Source organism: Burkholderia pyrrocinia (assembly GCF_001028665.1).
Classification (GTDB): domain Bacteria; phylum Pseudomonadota; class Gammaproteobacteria; order Burkholderiales; family Burkholderiaceae; genus Burkholderia; species Burkholderia pyrrocinia.
This window is the reverse complement of the sequence record NZ_CP011504.1, coordinates 664,412-678,700: the sequence shown is the minus strand read 5'-3', so window position 1 is coordinate 678,700 and position 14,289 is coordinate 664,412. Positions and strand designations below refer to the sequence as shown.

The following is a 14,289-nucleotide window of genomic DNA, read 5'->3' as shown; positions in this document are numbered from 1 at the left end:
CGGCGGCGGGCAGCATCAATCTGAACTTCATGCTTCGGAATCCTTTGAATCGATGGAATCGCTTTGCGATCACGCTGCCGCGCGCGCCGCATGGCCGAACAGCAAACGATCGATCAACCAGACCGCGACGATCGTCGTCCCCATCAGCGGGAATACGATGCCGAGCAGCACGAGCCCCGCGATCCAGCCACGCATCGGCGGCGTGCCGCGTTCGCGCGACGGCGCGCCCAGCTTGGCCGCAGGGCGGCGCTTCCACCACATCACCGTGCCCGTGACGGCCATCGCGGCGAGCCCGAGCGACAGCACCGCGCAGACGATCTGGTTCGCGAGCCCGAAATAACGACCCATGTGCAGCGACGTGCCGTACGACACGGCTTTCGACACCGCGCCGTAGTCGTCATAGCGGATGTCCTTCAGCACTGCACCGCTGTACTGGTCGATGTAGATCGTGCGTTCCGCCTTCGGGTCGGCCGGGAAGTACGACGCGGTGAACACGCCGTCCGCGCCCGACGGCAACGCGAGCGTGTAGCCGCTCGTCACGCCGAGCCCCGCAACGATTGCGATCGCGCGTGCCAGCGGCAGCGGTGCCGGCGTCGGCGCCGACGGCGAATGCGGAACGGGCACATTGCCGACCGCCCACGGCGTTTGCGGCAACGGCAGGTCGTCCATCACCATCCCCGGCATCGACTCGTCCGATTCGTGATGATGGCCGGACGGCGCAGCGGCTGCGCCCGGGCGCGTCGAACGCACCGACGCGCCGCCCCATGCGCCCTCCGGTGTGCCGAGGTTCACGGTCGCGGCGAGCGCCTTGAAGTTCTTGCCCCACGAGCCCGACCACGGCAGCCCCGACAGGATGAATGCCACGGTGCCGGCCGCGAGCCAGATGCCCGCCGTCGCATGGATGCTTTTCCACAGCGGCCGGCCGCGCAGCGACAGGTCGGGCTGCAGTGCACGCCCGATGCGCGCCGTGCCACGCGGCCACCACAGCGCGATGCCGGTGCCGATCATCACGAACGTCCAGCATGCGGCGAGCTCCATCAGCAATTCGCCCGTCTTGCCGAGCAGCAGCTTGCGATGCAGCATCCGGTCGACCTGCATGAAGCGGCCCTCGACGCTCAGCGTGCCGAGCACGCTGCCGTCGTACGGGTTCACGTACACGCTCTCGCGGCTGCCGTCGCGGAGCCGGAACACATATTCGGCGCTGCGGTCGGGTACCGTGGAGACCTGGACGGAAGCCGGCGTTGCTCCGGCCGGCATCGCGGTACGTGCGCGGGCGAGCAGCGTGTCCGGGTCGAGCTTCGGCGTGGCACGCGGCTCGACGACCAGCCGGTGCGGATACAGCAGCGGCTCGATCTGCGGCTGGAAGCAATAAAGGGTTCCCGTGATCGCGAGGATCACGAGAAACGGCATGACGAACAGGCCGGCATAGAAATGCCAGCGCCAGAGCGTCCGGTAACCGGCACTTGCGGAATGGGCGGGCGAGATCGTCCGCTCGATGGTGGTCGACATGGTGTCAGCTCCTCGTGATCGTCCAGATCGTCGATCGGCGAGGCCGGCGCGGGCCGGCCGCCGTCAACGCGGCACACACCGGCATGCGAGCGTCGACGTGACGGGCAACGCGGCCCGATGCGCAGGCCATGCGCAAGGCGGCGTTGCCCGCGCGACGCGGGCAGTCGGGTGAACGCTTGAATCAGGTGTGGTGAAACGAACGGCATGAAGGCCCATGCACATCGACGTGCACGAGCCGCTTGGCGGAACGTTCAGCAGAACAGCGGAGGGGCGCGGGAAGGCGGGCGATCGTCGAATATCGATCGCACGAAAGGAGGACAGTCGAAGTGAATCCGGAAACGCCGCGGAACCGCGGCGGGAAACAACAGCACCAGCAGCACGAACGACGCCAGCGCCGTGAACAGCGCCGCACCGAATGCGCAGAGGCTGTCGCCGTTTCCGGAGGACGCCGTCTTGTCGGCGTGCGCGTCATGCTTGAGCGCATCGACGAGCGCCAGCGCGTCGTTGGCCGGCGTGATCGGCGCGCTGGCGTCGAAGCGGGCGGCGAGCGCGGCTACGCTGACGATCAGCGGGCCACGGCCCGAACACAGCACCACCGAGCCCGCATCCGGACCGTCCGGATCGAGCATCACGGCGCCCGACATCAGCGCGCGGGACAGCAGCGTCACGAGGAGGAACCCCCACAGTAGCTGTCGCGCGACGCCTTGCCGGAGCAGGAAGCGGCGAAGTGCGTTCATGGCGCGCGATTGTACATCGGTTAGCGGGGAGGGACCGGCGCGCAGCGCTGATGAGCGGGATAAGCCGGCCAGCGAGCGGACGTGTGCGCGGGGTTGCCGCGTCGTGCGTCGCCCGGTTTCGCGATCGCAGCGACGCTCGTTGCGCGCATGCGCTCGTTTCGGGCGTGCCTTCCAGGGCAGCCGCCTCGTCAAGCCGCCTCGTCAAGCCGCGTCATGCCGGATACGAATCGTCGACCTTCAGGTTCGCGAGCCGGAACAGCGTGCGCAGCGTCTGCGGATGAATGTCGCGGCGCGCGGCGAGCGACGTCAGCATGAAGTCGAGCACCTTCGCGTAGCGGAGCAGCACCAGACAGCGCGCGAGATCGGGCGTGCGGCCGCGCATCTCTTCGGCGAGGTGAACCATTTCGGTCGACAGCATGCGTGCCATCTCGAGTTCCATCTGCTGTTTTTCGGTCCAGTCGGGCAGCGGCTGTTCGAGCACCTTTGCGAGAAAGAGCTGGAACGCCGTGTCGGACGAATTGGGCAGCGCATCCATGAGGGGCCTCGTTGCTTGTGCTGATCGTCCGGGCGTATTCGTGGATGCGCCCGAGGTTGAATTTGTGTCCGCGCGGGTCGTCGGCGCGGCTTTACCCGAACGGGATGCAGGTTCCGTACCAGCGCCGCGATCCGATTGTCGAGCAATGTCGAGCGGCGCTCCCGCGCCGGTCGGCGAGTCCCGTCGGTACTGGGTTGCGCGGACGGTCGAGGCGGGTGTCTACAGGCAGGGCGCGATGGACGTCGGGCGCACGGCGCGGCTCGGCGACGCGAAATGCTTCAAGGATGTAACGTAACGCGGCGTTGAAACGCGTGGTGCGTTTCCGCCGGCGAACGGCCGAAACGTGCCGGCCTGCGCGTTCCGCCCGCGTCTGCCGTGCGTTCGCCGACGGGAAACGCCGGTACGGGACGACCTCCGTTGTACGGCGGAAACCGGCGGCGAATGCGCCGGTTGTTTCATAAACGAGACGGTTTCACGAACGTCGATTCGACTGGCGTGGTCATCGAACTGGCCCTGCGATTGGCCGCGCAATTGTCCATGGGCAGACGGCGCGCGATTGCCAACAATCTCCGAACCCACCCTGCGAGATTCGACATGAGCGTCCACGCCTTCTTCTCGGCCAACCTGCTGCTGGCCTACACGGCCTATTTCATCGGTACGGCCAGCCCGGGACCGAGCAATCTGGCGATCATGTCGGTCGCCGCGAACCACGGCCGCAAGGCGGCGCTGGCGTTTGCGTTCGGCGTCATTTCGGGGTCGATGTTGTGGGCGACGGTGGCGGCGCTCGGCGTGTCGGCCGCGTTGCTCGCATGGTCGAAGCTGCTGGTCGCGATCAAGATCTTCGGCGGGCTGTACCTGCTGTGGCTCGCGTTCAAGTCGGGGCGCACGGCGCTGTCGGGTACGGCGGCGGCATCTCCGAACGCGGCGGGCGAGCAGCGGCTGTCGCGTTTCTACGCGCGCGGCGCGATGCTGCACCTGACCAATCCGAAAGCCATCCTCGTGTGGGTGTCGATCGTCGCGCTGTCGTCGAACGGCGCGGGCGCGTCGCACGGCGCGGTCGTGCCGGGTTGTGTCGTGATCGGGTGCCTGGTGTTCGGCGGTTATGCGCTCGTGTTTTCGATGGACGGCGTGCGCCGGCTGTACGTGCGCGGCCGGCGCGCGATGGAAGCGTGTCTTGCGGTGGTGTTCGGCGTGGCGGGGATCCGGCTGCTGGCGTCGAACGTATAACGGCGCGCTGCTCGCTGAAACCCTCCGCCGCATCGACGCGCGGCGGAAGGCTCCCGCTTCACGATGGCTTCAGAAAATGAAGCCCGTATTGATGAACTTCGACGTGTGATCCGACACGATCGAGTCGAGCAACTGCTTGCTGCTGTCGGTCTGCTTCGCCGCGACCATCGAGCGGATCGAGAACGCGCGCAGCGCGTCGCTCACCGACAGCGTGCCTTCGGCCGAATCCTTGCGGCCCGCGAACGGGAACACGTCGGGCCCGCGCTGGCACTGGCAGTTGATGTTCACGCGGCACACCTGGTTCACGAGCGGATCGACGAGCGCGCCGATCTGCACCGGATCGGAACCGAAGATGCTGACCTGCTGGCCGTGATCCGACGTCGTCACGTAGTCGAGCGCGGTGTCGACGTCGTCGAACGGCGCGACCGGAATGATCGGCCCGAACTGTTCCTCGCGGTACAGCTTCATCCCTTCGGACACCGGATACACGACGGCCGGATAGAACAGCGTCTTGCTGAATTCGCCGCCCGATGCGTTGACGACCTGCGCACCCTTCGCGTTCGCATCGTCGATCGCGTCCGTCATGTAGGCCGTGCGGTGCATGCCGGGCAGCGGCGTGATGCTGACGCCTTTCTCCCACGGCATGCCGATCTTCAGCTGTTCGAGCGCGGCGGTGAAGCGCTTCAGGAATTCGTCGACGATCGAGCGGTGCACGAGCAGCATCTTCAGCGCGGTGCAGCGCTGGCCGTTGAACGACAGCGCGCCGAGCAGGCATTCCTTCACGGTGAGGTCGAGATCGGCGTCGGGCAGCACGATCGCCGCGTTCTTCGCATCGAGGCCGAGGATCGCGCGCAGCCGGTGCGACTTCGGGTGCTGTTTCTTCAGGTGATCGGCCACCTTGCTCGACCCGATCAGCGCGAGCACGTTGATCTTGCCCGACGCGAGCATGTGCGGCACGACCACCGCGCCCGGCGCGTAGATCGTGTTGATCACGCCCTTCGGGAACGCGTCGCGGAACGCTTCGAGCAGCGGCTCGAACAGCAGCGTGCCGTACTGCGGCGGCTTGAATACCACGGTGTTGCCCATCAGCAGCGCGGGGATCAGCGTCGCGAAGGTTTCGTTCAGTGGATAGTTGTACGGGCCCATGCACAGCACGACGCCGAGCGGCGTGCGGCGGATCTGGCCGATCGTGCCTTCCGCGATCACGAAGCGCGAGTTCGCGTTGTCGAGCTCCTTCAGCGCATCGATCGTCTGCGTCATGTACGTGACGGTGCGGTCGAACTCCTTCTGCGAATCGGCGAGGCTCTTGCCGATCTCCCACATGATCAGGTTCACGACGAGCTCGCGCTGCGCGACCATCCGCTTGATGAAGTCCTGCATGCACGCGATGCGCTGCTCGACCTTCATCGTCGGCCACTCGCCGCGGCCCGAGTCGTACGCGCGCACTGCAGCGTCGAGCGCTGCGTCGCTCTCCGTTTCGCCCATCACCGGGTAGCTGCCGATCTCGACCTGCTCGACGTTGCCGTCCGCCTGCCGCACGCACACAGGCGACAGCACGGTTTTGGTTGCACCGTCCCACGGTCGCAACTCGCCGTCGACGAGCGACACGCGCTGGTGAATCGGCGAAGCGAGCCGGAATTCGGCGGGGATGTCCTGATAGGCGGGAAACAGTTGCTGCAGGGAGGCGGAATCGGGCATGACGGTCTCGTTTGACGGGGTGTCCGGGAAGGACGGGCGATGCGAATCCTGGGCTGAGCGATCCTCGATCCTGAATCGGCATGATGACGCGCACACGACGACGCGTCACGCGTGAACATGGCCGAATCAGTGTTTGGAACCAGTTCCATTAAAAAGGAACGCCGACGCGAATGCAAGAATTGCCGAATCGTCTCACGCGAATCGTAAGCATTTGGAAAGACTGTTTCCGAATGGCCGGTATAACGCGCTTGGTGCAACCGCAAACGTTTCACTCCGACTGGTTTGAGCGGATAATGGCGCGGCGCGGCGAAGAAAAAAATGAAGCGAGCCTGAGAGAGCAGACGTAGTGAACAAAAGAAGAAGGTCCGCCGCGCTGCCGATGCGAGGTCGGCTGCCCGGAGCGCCGGGTCGGGGTTGCCCGGCCCGGCGCGCACCGGACCGGACCGTTGAATACGTCCCGCCTGCTTCACCGGATCCTTCGTGATCCTCTCCAATCCCTCCGTAGTGGTTTTCAGAATCCCGTCTTCTGCCTGAGCGTTTCCGCACGATGCGGCCGATCGAATTCTTTCGTCGAGCTTACGCAGCGCACGTTCCAATCACGCGAAAATGAAAGGCATTCGTCAGGAATTCAGAACGCAACGCGTCCGTACGTTGCGGGCAGGCGACATGTTAAAAATTAATCGAAAACACGAATCATTCTCGTTTATTATTTCGCACCATTACGAGCCGTGACGGCAAGTCACGGCTTTTTTCGTGCCGGTCGTGCCGGCCGGCAGCCACCCGCGCCGGCCGGTCGCTCGCCCGGCATGCGTGACGGGGCGATCCCCCGCGCGCCATCTTCCTTACGGAAAGAGCCTTGTCGGTCGCTTCGCCGCGCGATTCGCGCGTCGGCCGGATGCGTTTCCGTTCGCCGTTTTTTCTTCACCCCCTACGTTCACGATGAAACTCAACACGAGCGCTTGCCATGCGCTTCTGATCGCCACGTCGCTGGCCGGCGCCCGCACTTCGTTCGCGCAGGCGAGCGACGCCGCGGCGACGTTGCCCGCAATTTCCGTCAATGCGGCCGCCGAGCATGCGTCGTACGACGCGGGCCGGTCGCGCGCGGCGACCAAGACCGACATGTCGCTGATGGATGTGCCGCAGACGGTGAACGTCGTCCCGCACGCGGTGATCGAGGACCAGAACGCGTCGTCGCTGCAGGACGCATTGCGCAACGTGCCGGGCGTAGGCTTCTCGGTCGGCGACGGCCAGCGCGACCAGATCACGATCCGCGGTTTCAACAGCATCACGGACCAGTACGTCGACGGCATTCGCGACGACGCGCTCTACTACCGCGACCTGTCGAACGTCGAGCGCGTCGAGGTGCTGAAGGGGCCGGCGGCCGTGCTGTACGGGCGCGGCTCGGCGGGCGGCATCGTGAATCGCGTGCTGAAGCGGCCGGAGGCGAACCCGGTGCGCGACGTGGGCGTGACGCTCGGCACGCGCGGCGAGCGGCGCGGCGAATTCGACCTCGGCTGGAATGCGAACGACGCGGCGCGTTTCCGCATTACCGGCGCGGCCGAGAACTCGAACAGCTTCCGCGACCAGTTCCAGCTCAACCGCCAGGCGATCGCGCCGTCCGCGCAGTTCAAGCTCGACAGCGACACGGTGCTGAACGTCGAATTCGACTACCTGCACGACCGCCGCACGTCGGACCAGGGCCTGCCCGCGTATCGCGGCCGGCCGGTCGACGTGCCGATCAACACCTATTACGGGTCGGCCGACGCGGCGAACAGCTCGTACAACGACGTCTCCGCGAAGAGCGCGACGGTGTCGCTCGATCACCGCTTCAGCGATTCGCTGTCGTTCCACGGTGCGATCCGCGCGTACGACTTCTCGCTCGAACGCAAGAATTACGTGACGTATGAGCCGATCAAGACGGCCGCGCATCCGGTCGTGACGCTCGACCAGTCGACGCGCCAGCGCACCGACCACGGCATCGACGGCCTGTTCGAGCTCACGCAGAAGACGTCGCTGTTCGGCATGCGCCACGAGCTGCTGTACGGGCTGGAGCTGTCGCAGCAGCAGAAGTTCGACACGATCTACAGCGTAACGAAGGTCGCCACCTACGATCTCTTCAATCCGCAGCAGGTGATCCTGCCCGGCGTGCCGACCGGCGCGCGTGCGAAGACGAACGCGTCGACCGTCGTCGGGCTCGCGGGCGTCTACGCGCAGGACCTGATCTCGCTGACCGAACACTGGAAGGTGCTCGCCGGCCTGCGCTTCGACTACCTGAACCAGATCCGCCACGACTACACGTCGTCGAACGTCAATCTCGACCGCACCGATCACGCGTGGAGCCCGCGCGTCGGCCTGATCTACGAACCGCTCGACTGGCTGACGCTGTACGGCTCGTTCAGCCAGTCGTTCTCGCCGCTCGCCGATACGCTGATCAGTTCCGGCGCGTTCGCGAACGGCGCCGCGCTCGCGCCGCAGAAGACCACCGCGTACGAAGTCGGCTCGCGTTTCGACCTCGGCGGCAAGGCGACGGCCAGCGTCGCGCTGTTCGACATGCGTCAGACGAACCAGCAGATCGGCGACCCCGCGAATCCCGGCTATGCGCTGCCGATCGGCACGCAGCACGTGCGCGGGATGGAGCTGGGCTTTACCGGCGAGATCGCGCCGAAGTGGTCGGTGTACGCCGGTTACGCGTACCTGAACGGCACGGTCGACGGTTCGCCGCAATCGACGGCGGCGGGGCTGGCACTGTCGAGCAACACGCCGGGGCTGATGCCGCGTCACAGCGCGAACCTGTGGCTGAAGCGCGAGCTGCCGTACGGCTTCTATGCGGCGGCCGGCATGCAGTTCCAGTCGGCGCGTTACACGTCGGCCAGCGATCTCGTCACGCTGCCGTCGTTCACGGTGTTCAACCTGGGCGCCGGCTATCGCAGCAAGAAGGTCGACGTGACGCTCACGCTCGACAACCTGTTCAATCGCCGCTACTTCATTGCCGCGCACGGCAACGCGGACCTGTACAACATGCCCGGCGATCCGCGTACGCTGACCGCGACGGTGAAGTGGCACATGTAACGCGCTTGCTGCGCGACAATGCGGGTCGTCGTTTCGATGACCCGCACATCATTGCCCATGATCCGGAAAGCGTTTGATGGGGCGAGCATGACCGGCCGCGCCCGCGCGCCGTAATCTGAAACGGGCGCGCTACTCGACGTCCTCGTCATCCTCCGCGTCGGCGTCGTCCATGTCGCGCACCGGCGCCGCATACGCGCTCGCCTGCTCGAGCAGCCAGCCGCGAAACAGCTCCAGCGGCTTGCTGTGGCTGAGCTCCGTCGGATACACGAGGTAGTAAGCGGAATCGCCGACCGTCGCCGCGTCGCACGGCACGACCAGGCCGAGCTGCTGCAACTGTTCCTCGACGAAGAACTTCGGCACGAGCGCGATCCCGAGCCCGGCCGCGGCCGCACTGATCAGCATCGTATGCAACTCGTAGCGCACGCCCTGCATCGTGCGGATGTCCTCGACGCCGTGCGTCTCGAACCACTGCGCCCACGCGCCGGGGCGCGTCGTCGAGTGCAGCAGCGGGTAAGCGAGCAGATCCTCCACACGCTCGACGGGCCCGTCGAGCAGCGCGGGCGAGCAGATCGGCACGACTTCCTCGCCGAACAGGTAGTCGGACGACGTGCCGGGCCAGGTCGGCTTGCCATAGTGGATCGCGGCCTCGAAGTGCGTGTCCTCGAACGAGAACAGGTCGGTGCGACTGCCCATGTTCACGCGCACGTCGGGCGTGCGGTCGTAGAAGCTCTTGATGCGCGGGATCAGCCAGTGCGACGCGAACGTCGGCAGCACCGCGAGTTCCAGGTAGCCGCCGCCGCTGCCGTGCGCGATGATCGACAGCGTGTCGCGGTCGAGCGCTTCCAGCGCGCGCCGCACCTGCGTGCCGTACAGCTTGCCGGCGCGCGTCAGCACGACGCGCTGCTTCACGCGCGCGAACAGCCGCACGCCGAGGCTCGCCTCGAGCGTCGCGATCTGTCGTGATACCGCGCTTTCGGTCAGGAACAGCTCCTTGGCCGCGTGCGTGAAGCTCTCGTGGCGCGCGGCGGCTTCGAAAGCCACGAGCGCGCCCATGTTGGGGATCTTGAATTTGCGCATGATGCTCGATTCGTCTGACGAACAGGGCCGCGCCACGCGGGGGCGGAGGGCGGGCGAAGGACGGTCAATAATTCCAAAAACTCATCACATATCAATTTAATCTCGCTTTACGCCCGCCTGCAACCCTTTGAATAATGCTCCCCACGCAAGGTCAGGCGCCCGATGGGCCGCCGGCCGACGAGTTGCCGGCACGTTTGCCGGCGGTCCCCCGAGACGAGAATCCTGATGCGCAATCCGAATATCGAGAGCTTGCTGACGAAGCTGCTGGGACAGGCGAAGACCGACGCCCTGTTCTCGACCCTGAACATGCCGGCCATCCTCGAAGAATGGGAAGACGGTGTCGTGACGCGCGCGGAGATCGCGCAGGCGATGAACATGGCGCTGTTCGAAGGGCTGCTCGAGCGTTCGGCGAACGGCCGCGCGTACACGGCCGACGCGATCGAAAGCGGCGGCTCGGTCTACTTCGACCACGGCGCGCTGCGCACGGTGCGCTGGCCGCACACGGGCGCGCTGCCGCCGGGCGAAGCCGCGTTCACGCGCATCCTGCGTCCGCTCGGTTTCCGCCTGAACGGCCGTTACCCGCTCGACAAGCTCGGCATGACCGGCCGCGCGTATGCGCACGAGGACGCACCGGACGAAATCGCGCAGTTCTTCGTCAGCGAACTGCATCCGGAGCGTTTCTCGAAGGAATTCCAGCAGGCCGTGACGAACGTCGTGAGCTCGTCGCGCGATCCGCTGTCGCCGGCGGCCATCGCGCTGCTGTGGGAAGTCGAACGCGAAGGCTGGCTGTCGCTCGACGCCGCGCACGCGCTGCTGCCCGAGATCGTCGGCGCCTTCGCGCGCCAGCACGACCTGCCGAACGAACTCGACTACGAAACGCTGCTGATGGAATCGGCGGAAATGGCGTGGATCTCGACCGAAGGCAATGCGTTCAACCATGCGACCGACCGCGTCGCCGACGTGTTCAAGCTGTCCGACGACGAGAAGGCGAAAGGCCGGCCGATGAAGCCGGAAGTCGAGCGCTCGCGCTCGGGCCGCGTGTTCCAGACCGCGTATCGCGCGGATACCGTCGAGCGCGAGTTCCGCACGCGCGACGGCGGCACGGTGAAGCGTAACGTGCCGGGCTCGTTCTACGAGTTCATCACGCGCAAGCGCACGTTCGACCAGGCGGCGCGCCGCTGGGTGACCGACCTGCGTTTCGATGCGGGCAACGCGCAGGGCATCTTCAAGATGACGGCGAACGCGGCGAAGTAATGGACGTAAGGCGGGGCGCGTCGCGCTTCGCTTACGAAGGGGCTAGCCGATCGGGCAGGGCGCGCACGCGTCCTGCCCGATTTGCATTGGGTGGCCCGCGATGAAGGGGAGTGCGCGCGGTCGTGCGAGCGGCAGCGGCGGATTGCCGTGTCGCCGTCGATGTCCTAGCTGGTGGGATGAGTAGCCTGCAGAGGCAGGCGGAGCGCGCCGGGCGCCGCGCCGTCAGAAGACGTGCGTGATCAGATAGAACAGCACCAGCAGCCCGACCGGTATGCCGAGCAGCCAGGCAATCAGATATTTGCCCATGTCGTTGTCCTGGTTCGTTGTCCTGGTGGCCGCGACGCCGGCGGCGTCGCGGCGGGGTGAGGTTGCCGGTTGCGTTACAGCTCGCGATCGAATTCCTTCAACTGCTTCTCGGCCGCGTCGCGGGCGATCCCGTAACGCTCCTGGATCTTCCCGGCCAGATACTCGCGATTGCCTTCCGCGACCGCGAGATCGTCGTCGGTCAGCTTGCCCCACTTGGTCTTCAGCTTGCCGGTGATCTGCTTCCACTGGCCCTTGATCTTGTCTTCGTTCATCGTGTGCTCCTTGTCGTAACGGGAAAACTGCGCGGCCTCGGCCGCGCGGGAGGTCAGGCCTTCGCCTTCAGGCCGGATGCGTCGACGTGCTTCACGCCCTTGACCGCGCGCGATACGGCGATCGCCTTCTTCACGGCGGTCTTGTTCGGCAGCACGCCCGTCAGCGTGACGACGCCGTCGACCGTCTTCACGTCGATGTCGAGACTCTTCACGCCGTCGGTGGCGGCCAGTCGGCTCTTCACCTTGGTCGTGATCCACGTGTCGGTGACGGGCTGGTTCGATTCGGCCTGCATGCCGTTGCCGTTGTCGGCAGATGTTTTTTCCTGCGCATGGGCGTTCGTGAGCGGCGCCGCACACAGCAGGAAGGCCGTGCTGACGGCGAGCAGCGCCGAAAGATGCTGGGGCTTGTTCATTGAAGTTCTCCGTCGATTGGTGTGTTGAATGGATGAGTGCGAACGGCGTTATCGGTCGCCGTCGGCCACCGGACGATCGGCGTGTCATAGCCGGGCTCGCGCGGCGGGATGTCCGGGCGCGGCATGTCGGGCGGCAGCGGAACCGGCGGATCGGTGCCGGGCGGCGGTTCGGGCGGATTGTCCGGAGGCGGATCGGGCCGCGTCGGATCGGGTGTCTGATGCAGCTTCATCGTGCTTCTCCTCTGCGGGTGGGAGGGCAGCGCATGGGCGCCGATGAAGTACCAGCGTACCGATGCGTACGCATGCGGACATCGCGCAAATTCACCTGATCGGCTAGTGCGTTTGCACGGGGGGCGGTGACGGGGTTGGTGTGCGTCGGTTGCCTGATATGCGGGGAACGGCGGGCGCGGCGGATGGCGGGATGCCGGACGGTAGCGGCGAGCCGTGCGAATGTACTATGGCGGCTAGTGCATTCGCGCCTGTCGTGCCGATGTGCGGCAGGCGATCATCGCCACACGCGCCGGCCGGCGCGTGTCGGAGCGAGGTGTGGCCGGGCCGGCGGTCATGTTGACGACATGGACAACCATTCGATGAACGAACAGGTAAACGAACAGGCGCTCAAGTCGCATACCGACCGGCGCCAGTTGCACCAGATCATCGCGGGGCTCACCGAGGGCGTGATCCTGATCGAGCCCGACCAGCGGATCGTCTGGGCGAACGAGGCCGCGCTCGCGATGCACGGCGTGACCGAGCTGAAGGCGCTCGGCGCGACCGTCACCGAATACCGCGAGCGTTTCCGGCTGCGCTACCGGAACAACCATCCGGTGCGCGACGGCCACTATCCGATGGATCGCGTGATCGCCGGCGAGGAGTTCAGCGACGTGACGGTCGAAGTCGAATCGGCCGCCGACGAAACCGTGAACTGGGTTCACCGGATCCGCAGCCTCGTGCTGACGAACGCGGCCGGCGAGCCCGACTGCCTCGCGCTCGTGCTGCACGATGCGACCGAATGGGCGAGCGCCGAGGAGCGCTTCGAACGCACCTTCAATGCGAACCCGGCGCCGGCCGTGATCTGCCGGCTCGACGATCTGCGCTACGTGAAGGTCAACCAGGGCTTTCTCGACATGACGGGCCATGCGCGCGACGACGTGCTCGGCCGCTCGGTGTACGAGATCGACGTGCTCGAACAGGCGGGGCGGCGCGAGCTCGCGATCGAGCGGCTCGGCGAAGGCGCGACGATCCCGCAGATGGAAGCCGTGCTGAAACTCGCTGACGGCAGCACGAGGGCGGTGGTTGTCGCCGGGCAGCCGATCGACGTGAACGACGAAGCGTGCATGCTGTTCACGTTCATGGATCTCGAACCGCGCAAGCAAGCCGAGCGCGCGCTGCGGCAGAGCGAGGAGCGCTTCGCGACGGCATTCCGGATGGCGCCGGTCGCGACCGCGATCGTCACGGCCGACCGTTTCGAACTGCTCGACGTCAACGATGCATTCGCCGCGATGACGGGCCATCCGCAGGACGACCTGCTCGGCAAATCCGCGGACGAGATCGGGCTGTGGGCCGAACGCGGTGCGTGGCAGCGCATCGAGGCTCGGCTCGTGCGCGACGGCAACGTACGCAGCGCCGACGTGCAGATCCGCGCGCGCGACGGCGACGTGCGCGATTGCGTCGTGTCGGCCGACCCCGTTGCGATTCACGGGCGCGACTGCCTGCTCGTCGCGCTGCTCGACATCAGCGATCGCAAGCGTACCGAGATGGAACTCGTCTACGCGATCGAGACCGCGATGCAGGATGCGTCGTGGTTCAGCCGCACGCTGATCGAGAAGCTCGCGAACGTGCGGCGCGCGAATGCGCCGGACGCGGGCGCGCAACTGTCGGATCTGACCGCGCGCGAGCGCGACGTATTCGACCTGCTGTGCCACGGTCTCGCGGACAAGGAGATCGCCGGCCGCCTCGGGCTTGCGCCGAACACCGTGCGCAATCACGTCGCGACGATCTACGCGAAGCTCGACGTGCACAGCCGCGGCGAGGCGATCGTGTGGGCGCGTGAGCGCGGAATCGTCGGCGCGGCCGATGCGAGCGGCGCACGCGAGAAGGGCGCGGAGAATGGCGGCGCGAAGGGCAAGGGCTGACGCCGTCGGTACGAATGCACCATGCGCGGTGGTGCATCCGCATCTGCCGCGCGCGGCGGA

Annotated in this window: 12 protein-coding genes; 4 read left to right on the top strand and 8 right to left on the bottom strand. The window is 66.3% G+C overall.

Annotated features, from left to right (window positions below):
- Positions 1–69: 69 nt before the first annotated feature.
- The 3 genes from ABD05_RS19240 to ABD05_RS19230 form a co-directional block, all read right to left on the bottom strand.
- On the bottom strand, positions 70–1,509 hold the full coding sequence (locus ABD05_RS19240; RefSeq protein ID WP_047901740.1) for a PepSY-associated TM helix domain-containing protein: 1,440 nt from the start codon (positions 1,507–1,509) through the stop codon (positions 70–72).
- A 251-nt stretch (positions 1,510–1,760) separates the two neighbouring features.
- Positions 1,761–2,246, bottom strand: a complete 486-nt coding sequence (locus ABD05_RS19235; protein ID WP_047901739.1) for a hypothetical protein — start codon at positions 2,244–2,246, stop codon at positions 1,761–1,763.
- A 211-nt stretch (positions 2,247–2,457) separates the two neighbouring features.
- Positions 2,458–2,781 carry a hypothetical protein gene (locus ABD05_RS19230; RefSeq protein ID WP_047901738.1) on the bottom strand — a complete coding sequence of 108 codons (324 nt, stop codon included), beginning with the start codon at positions 2,779–2,781 and terminating at the stop codon, positions 2,458–2,460.
- Between the two features lie 594 nt (positions 2,782–3,375).
- On the opposite strand from ABD05_RS19230, the gene ABD05_RS19225 reads away from it, so the two are divergent.
- Positions 3,376–4,008: a LysE family translocator gene (locus tag ABD05_RS19225; RefSeq protein WP_047901737.1), complete on the top strand. Its 633-nt coding sequence runs from the start codon at positions 3,376–3,378 to the stop codon at positions 4,006–4,008.
- Between the two features lie 69 nt (positions 4,009–4,077).
- On the opposite strand, the gene ABD05_RS19220 is transcribed toward ABD05_RS19225, so the two are convergent.
- Positions 4,078–5,706 (bottom strand): NADP-dependent glyceraldehyde-3-phosphate dehydrogenase, encoded by a 1,629-nt coding sequence (locus ABD05_RS19220; protein WP_047901736.1) that lies wholly within the window; start codon positions 5,704–5,706, stop codon positions 4,078–4,080.
- Positions 5,707–6,645: 939 nt separating this feature from the next.
- Here ABD05_RS19220 and ABD05_RS19215 point away from each other — a divergent pair.
- On the top strand, positions 6,646–8,775 hold the full coding sequence (locus tag ABD05_RS19215) for a TonB-dependent receptor (protein ID WP_047901735.1): 2,130 nt from the start codon (positions 6,646–6,648) through the stop codon (positions 8,773–8,775).
- Between the two features lie 129 nt (positions 8,776–8,904).
- Here ABD05_RS19215 and ABD05_RS19210 read toward each other — a convergent pair whose 3' ends face one another.
- On the bottom strand, positions 8,905–9,852 hold the full coding sequence (locus ABD05_RS19210) for a LysR family transcriptional regulator (protein WP_047901734.1): 948 nt from the start codon (positions 9,850–9,852) through the stop codon (positions 8,905–8,907).
- Between the two features lie 225 nt (positions 9,853–10,077).
- Between ABD05_RS19210 and ABD05_RS19205 the strand changes: the two genes are divergently transcribed.
- Positions 10,078–11,106 carry a DUF1338 domain-containing protein gene (locus ABD05_RS19205; protein ID WP_047901733.1) on the top strand — a complete coding sequence of 343 codons (1,029 nt, stop codon included), beginning with the start codon at positions 10,078–10,080 and terminating at the stop codon, positions 11,104–11,106.
- Between the two features lie 380 nt (positions 11,107–11,486).
- Here the strand turns inward: ABD05_RS19205 and ABD05_RS19200 are convergent, their stop codons facing one another.
- Genes ABD05_RS19200 through ABD05_RS19190 form a run of 3 tightly spaced genes read right to left on the bottom strand, consistent with a single transcriptional unit; the run spans position 11,487 to position 12,327 of the window.
- Positions 11,487–11,684 (bottom strand): CsbD family protein, encoded by a 198-nt coding sequence (locus ABD05_RS19200; protein ID WP_047901732.1) that lies wholly within the window; start codon positions 11,682–11,684, stop codon positions 11,487–11,489.
- 53 nt (positions 11,685–11,737) lie between these two features.
- Entirely contained in the window at positions 11,738–12,097 is a 360-nt protein-coding gene (locus tag ABD05_RS19195) for a BON domain-containing protein (RefSeq protein WP_047901731.1), read from the bottom strand.
- Positions 12,094–12,327 (bottom strand): hypothetical protein, encoded by a 234-nt coding sequence (locus ABD05_RS19190; RefSeq protein ID WP_047901730.1) that lies wholly within the window; start codon positions 12,325–12,327, stop codon positions 12,094–12,096. Before ABD05_RS19190 ends, ABD05_RS19195 begins: the two co-directional genes overlap by 4 nt.
- Positions 12,328–12,687: 360 nt before the next feature.
- Here ABD05_RS19190 and ABD05_RS19185 point away from each other — a divergent pair, with 360 nt between their 5' ends.
- Complete coding sequence (locus tag ABD05_RS19185; protein ID WP_047903648.1) at positions 12,688–14,229, top strand: helix-turn-helix transcriptional regulator; 1,542 nt, start codon at positions 12,688–12,690, stop codon at positions 14,227–14,229.
- Positions 14,230–14,289 lie beyond the last annotated feature (60 nt).